This is a genomic window from Intestinimonas sp. HCP28S3_D6 (genome assembly GCF_052065695.1).
In the GTDB taxonomy this organism is placed as follows: Bacteria; Bacillota; Clostridia; order Oscillospirales; family Oscillospiraceae; genus Intestinimonas.
Genome location: NZ_JBQHTM010000091.1, coordinates 1 through 5,711, shown reverse-complemented (window position 1 = coordinate 5,711; position 5,711 = coordinate 1). Strand labels below are relative to the sequence as shown.

Below are 5,711 nucleotides of genomic sequence, written 5' to 3'. Positions count from 1 at the left end.
CCACCTAAAGGGTAGCGTTTATTTCAGGTGCTGACAATGGCTCTTTTTATTTGCCATTGGGGTGCTCACTTTTTGAGTACCATTTGCTACATTTTCATTTTACCGAAAACACGTCAGAGTCTCTGCTTACAAGCGGAAGAATTGTGTCGAGGCTGATTTCTCCGGTGAACTGTGCAATCTTCGTCAGCGTCCTCGAATAGTCGTTAAACATACTAATCGAACGTTGCCTAAAACTAATAAGAAACTTAAACTGTGTCACAGGAGAAAAAGAAGACGCCAGTTTCCATTTTTCAGGTGTTTCTATGTCCGGTATGCTTCTTAAATATATTTCCGGATTTGGAATATTGGGCGAAGCAAAGATAACATGAGGCTTATTCTTTCTCTCAACCAGTTTATCTATAACCTTATAGTAAAAAGGACCGCGGCTATCCACCTCAGACAGCTTGTGTGCCTCATCCACAAAAAGGTAGTGCAGTTCTAAATCGGGATTGCTTATCAATAGGTACAAAAGGCGCTCTGGTGTCAGTACAAATATGAAATTATGTTGTTCCTTCAAAACAAGAGCACCTGCGGAGGTAACAAGCCTGTAATTGTATTTCTTAAGATTTTCTTTGAGATCGTTGATTATTTTGCTTGTGACTTCGTTAATAAGTGCCTTGGTAGGAACAATCAATGCAAAATTTTTCTCTACACCAGACTCGACCTGCGATTTAAGAAACATCCTCATAATGAAGGATTTTCCCATTGATGTCGGACCAGAATAACTAAAATATTGATCAGTAAGATGGTCGTACACCTGCTTTTGAGCGCGGAGGAACTGAAACTCAGGCATAGCCGGAATCGTCAGCAGTTCCTTGGAGTATTCCGAATACATACGGTCAAGCACGGCTCCACTCTGGTAGTCTTTCGCTACAAGATTCCGTCCTTGGTAATTTCCTGTACTGGTTAAAACAGAACCAGCATAATAGCTTACGGCAGGGTCATCAGGATAAATGCTGCACAAAAGCGTGATGATTTCCTGTGCCCACATTTTGTGTTGGTCGCTGTTTGTCGAATGCGTTGATTTTGACAGCAAATCTGCAAATCGAAGGGCATCGATTTTATCCACGGGTCTTGATGTCTGATCAAATATGTTAAGCATCTTCGCAGCATAATTGTATAAGAGATTGTCGTGTATTTCTCTCAGATATTCATTGCTGTCAATATCTGCATATATGACATCACCGAGGTGGATGGTTGCAACTTTGTTATCGCTCATGGCATCACACCTCCCCGCATGGCTTTCTCCATAATGTCTGACTTATCCTTGTCAGCGTCATTCAATGGTAAGATATAAAAATAAAATGAATGTGTCCCAAGCCCACGACTGTTGATTTGCCGGGCAATGTATGCGGCATGATTCTTTATATCGGTATTCATCTTATGGTTTAACGCATTTTGGTATTGCATCGTCGAATAGCTGGCAGGGTTAAGCCCAAGAGTATATCCTATGAACACACCATAGGCTGTATCTCTAACGACACTAGAGCCCTTTTTCGGAAAAACAACTTCCTTGATTTGCCGTGCTGTTTCCGGATCAAAGTCTCTATCGAGACTTGACGGTTCTAAAAGCTGAAGCCGGTTTTTGTTTGTCTGCTCAATGTCCATTATGGCATCAAATGCCTGGTCAATGGCATCTCGCATATCACCTACTACACTGGATGAACCAAAAACAAGCTGATAATATGGCTGACCATATCCTCCGAGTGAAAGCAGGTGAATACCATCACATTTGCTGCTTTGGGTATTCGTTGTGGAAAACAACTCGACCTTGCTCATGATTTTGGGTGCATCCAGTATCTGTTCCAGGAACGCATACAGCAGGATTTCCCCCAGTGAATTCCCTGTGTTCTGCTGTCCGGGGCGTCCATTTTTTTGCATGACTGCCATAGCCTCAAGGCCAATGCTCTCCAAGTCATCATTTATCTTAAACTGCTCCAGCTTTGCTCTTGAGAACACATATCTCCCTACATTTTTTCGGATGAATGCTTGCAAATCATCCGAAACAAACTCATTATTCATGACATTGAGGTGAAAAAGGCGCAGTTGTTCTGGGTTAATCAATCCGAGAGATTCCGAATGGATAACCTCAGTGAAGATGTTGTCAAAATCACTGCCTTTTATTGTTTTATTCAGCATACAACTGCCTCCTTTTCACCTATTTGCGTTGACCGCCATGCAGGGCATTCTCTGTCACCACACCCACAGGAGTCTAATGCTGAGCGTAGTCCACGATTTTTGCGTCCTTATCAGTCTTCGGTTCGTATGTCAAATTGAAAACCATATCCGATAGCCACTTCTTAAAGGAAGGATTATCCTGAAACTGTTTGAATAGCTCCATGTTGTCCGCCATAATAGAGAACATGACCTGTTGCAAAGCACGTTCATTTTCTGTACGTGCTTCTTGTTCATCAGAATTTCTCATGGCGTTCTGATACTTCTTGTCCTTGGAGACCATTTCTGGAATAGCTAGAATCTGACGCTGCACGTTATCCGTATCATTCCAGTTGATGTTTCCAAACATGTCGTTGAAATCCATGATGATCTTAGAAAGCAAATCCATCTCCGGCTCAACAATGTGGCCAACTTTGCCTGCAGGTACGGGTGCAATCTCCGCATCTGCATCCTCCAGCTTAATTGCGATAGCCTCCTGTGCCTCATTACGATAGCTGCTCAGGTCAATGGTCTGAAGAATGCCTTCCGAAAAGTCCTCATCACGCGGCGAGGGCAGCTTTGGAATCAGCAGATTTAAGAAGATTGATAGCTTCTCCCAGTCAATATTTCCGTAAGGCAGGATTGCTCCGAGAAAGCCATATGTACGCACAAAGGACTTAGCGGCGCTCTTAAACTTAATCTGGTCATCTAGCTCCAGCTGCTTGTAAACAGCCGCACAGGCATCCAGAATTGGATCAAGCCGATCACGCTCCGCACCACCCAGGAATAGATCAACCAGCGTTTCAATATCGCTGTCATCGTAAACTTGATAGCTTTCCATCAGCGTTATAAGGTCATAGAGCTTATTCGGATCAGTCTCGCCAGAAAGAATCGTAGTCCTGTAGAATTTCTGGAAGGCGTCTTCAATGGTGGATGTTTTATTGGCAAAGTCCAGAACATAGACCTCATCCTTGCCGGGACAAGCTCTGTTGAGACGAGAAAGAGTCTGCACCGCAGCAATATCATAGAGCGGCTTGTCCACATACATCGTCTGCAGCAGCGGCTCATCAAATCCCGTCTGGAACATATCCGCCACAATCAAAATCCTATACGGTTCCTTCTTAAACTCCTTCGGAATCTTTGCATCTGGAAATCCGTTCATCGCAGCCGATGTAAGCGCAGGTTCCTGACCGTTATATTTATGCTCACCGGAAAAGGCCACAATTGTCTTATACGGACTATGCCTGTCTGCGAGACACTTGTTGATCGCATAGTAGTATTCGATACATCTCGGAATGCTGGCCGTAACCACCATTGCACGAGCCTTGCCGCCCAGCTTCTTCTTTGCAATAACCTGCTCGTGGAAATGCTCCACCATCATAGCAGCCTTCTTTGCGATAACGTCAGGATTGCCCTCGACGAAGGCACGCAGTTTTTTCTGCGCACGCTTCTTATCAAACATCGGATCATCCTCGACCGTCTTCATGAGCTTGTACCAGCTGTCAATGGTTGTATAGTTGCGGAGCACATCCAGAATGAAGCCTTCCTGAATGGCCTGCTTCATGGTGTAGACATGGAATGGGCGATGCTTGATTTCTCCGTCCTCTTCATAGGGAACACCAAACATCTCCTCGGTCTTATTCTTCGGTGTGGCTGTGAAGGCAAAGTAGCTGGCAGAAGAGACGAGCTTACGTCCCTCCATCATGGCATTGATTTTGTCTTCATTATCCGCTTCGTCGTCTGTAGCAAGGCCGGAAAGTGCCAGATTCATATTGGCAGAGTTGCGCCCGCTCTGGCCAGAATGCGCCTCGTCGATGATAATGGCAAACTTGTTATTTTTATGTTCCTGCCCGATCTCGGAGATAATGTACGGGAACTTTTCAATCGTAGATATAATGATGCGCTTGCCATCCTGTATGGCTTTGCGTAGATCGCCGGAATGTTCCGCCCAGACGACCGTATTCTTGACCTGCATGAACTGCTTGATTGTATTACGGATCTGCTTATCCAGAATACGGCGGTCGGTAACCACAAGAACAGAGTCAATCATCGGATGACCATCTTTCTCAAGACCGATCAGCTGATGTGCAAGCCACGCTATCGAGTTTGACTTTCCGCTTCCGGCGCTGTGCTGGATCAAATAACGCTTTCCAACACCATTTTCCTGCACATCTGCCAGCAATTTCTCCACGCAGTCGAGCTGATGGTAACGCGGCCAGATCTGCTTGACAGACTTCTTTTTAGTATCCTCGTCTACCTCTTCGACAACCTGTGCGTAGTTTTCAATAATGCGAGACAGCTTTCTCTTGGTAAGAATGTCCTTCCAGAGATAGTCCGTCATAAGGCCGTTCGGATTTGGCGGATTGCCTGCACCGTCGTTGTAACCCTTATTGAACGGCAGGAACCAGCTGTCTTTTCCGGCCAGTTTCGTGCAGAACTGAATCGTAGCGTCGTCCACAGCAAAATGAACCATACAACGCTTGAAAGAGAACAGGAGGTCATGGAAGTCCCGGTCTTCCTTATACTGGCGAACAGCATTTTCTGTGTTCTGCTTTGTGAGCTGGTTCTTCAGCTCCATCGTGATGACCGGAAGTCCGTTGATAAATAGACAAACATCCAGAGCCAACTTCCCGGCATCCTGCGAATAGCGTAGCTGCCTCGTCACGCTGAAGATATTCTTCTCATACATGATTCTGGCTTGCTGGTTATTCTCGGTCGGCGTCAGATAGAACATGATGAGGTCTGCCGGGTAGACCTTCACACCATTGCGAAGCACATCAATGATGCCACGCTTGGCGATTTCTCCAGACAACCGGTTCAGAAACTGGCGCTTTTTAGTGTCCGAAGTAAACACTCCCAGCTTATCCATTTCCTTCGGCTGCGTATCCTGCAGGAACCGGAACAGGCGTATTTCGTCGACTGCATATTCTTTATTATAGTCGGCGTTTATTCCTTCCTCATACCCGTTTTGTTCAATCAGCCATTTCACGATTAAGGATTCAAGGCCGTTTTCCTTTGTGTTGGTAAAAGCCATTGTTAATCCTCCTGTTCCTCGATTGCTACTTCATTCTCATCCGAATCATCTTCTGTTTGATCTGCCACATATTCGTATTCAGGAATCTCCACTGCCCTTACATCTAATTTTCCGGTTACAGCATCAGAAATAATTCGTGCTTTTAGTTCTTGAAGATTTTTTATGTTCTCACGCTCTATTTCAATAGCTTTATCGATCTGCGTAAGCCGCTGATCAATCTCGGCAAGAATAGCTTCCTGTTCTTCGATATCTGGTATCCCAAGAGTGAAATTTTTAATGTAATTGACAGATACTCTTTTCTGCCCCGCAGATCCCGTCATAACCTCTTCGCCAAGTTTTCTGAACGGCCTTGTCATCGTAATCATATACAGGTATTTAGGGAATCTCTGATTTAATCCGCACTACCATAAAGGCTCCGGATGTGGGATAATAACACTATCAACGCAATGGTGGTGTATGGGGATGAAGAAACAGGAAACATTTA

4 protein-coding genes are annotated in these 5,711 nt (G+C 44.9%); all 4 read right to left on the bottom strand.

Annotated features, from left to right (window positions below; translation table 11 throughout):
• Positions 1-94: 94 nt before the first annotated feature.
• Complete coding sequence (locus tag ACTNBK_RS16565; protein WP_441147746.1) at positions 95-1,258, bottom strand: DEAD/DEAH box helicase; 1,164 nt, start codon at positions 1,256-1,258, stop codon at positions 95-97.
• Complete coding sequence (locus ACTNBK_RS16560) at positions 1,255-2,178, bottom strand: HamA C-terminal domain-containing protein (protein WP_441147744.1); 924 nt, start codon at positions 2,176-2,178, stop codon at positions 1,255-1,257. Before ACTNBK_RS16560 ends, ACTNBK_RS16565 begins: the two co-directional genes overlap by 4 nt.
• 73 nt (positions 2,179-2,251) lie before the next feature.
• A complete protein-coding gene (locus ACTNBK_RS16555) occupies positions 2,252-5,227 on the bottom strand; it encodes a type I restriction endonuclease subunit R (protein ID WP_441147742.1) in 2,976 nt (991 codons plus the stop codon).
• 2 nt (positions 5,228-5,229) lie between these two features.
• Positions 5,230-5,598, bottom strand: a complete 369-nt coding sequence (locus tag ACTNBK_RS16550; protein ID WP_441147748.1) for a hypothetical protein — start codon at positions 5,596-5,598, stop codon at positions 5,230-5,232.
• Between the last annotated feature and the right edge of the window lie 113 nt (positions 5,599-5,711).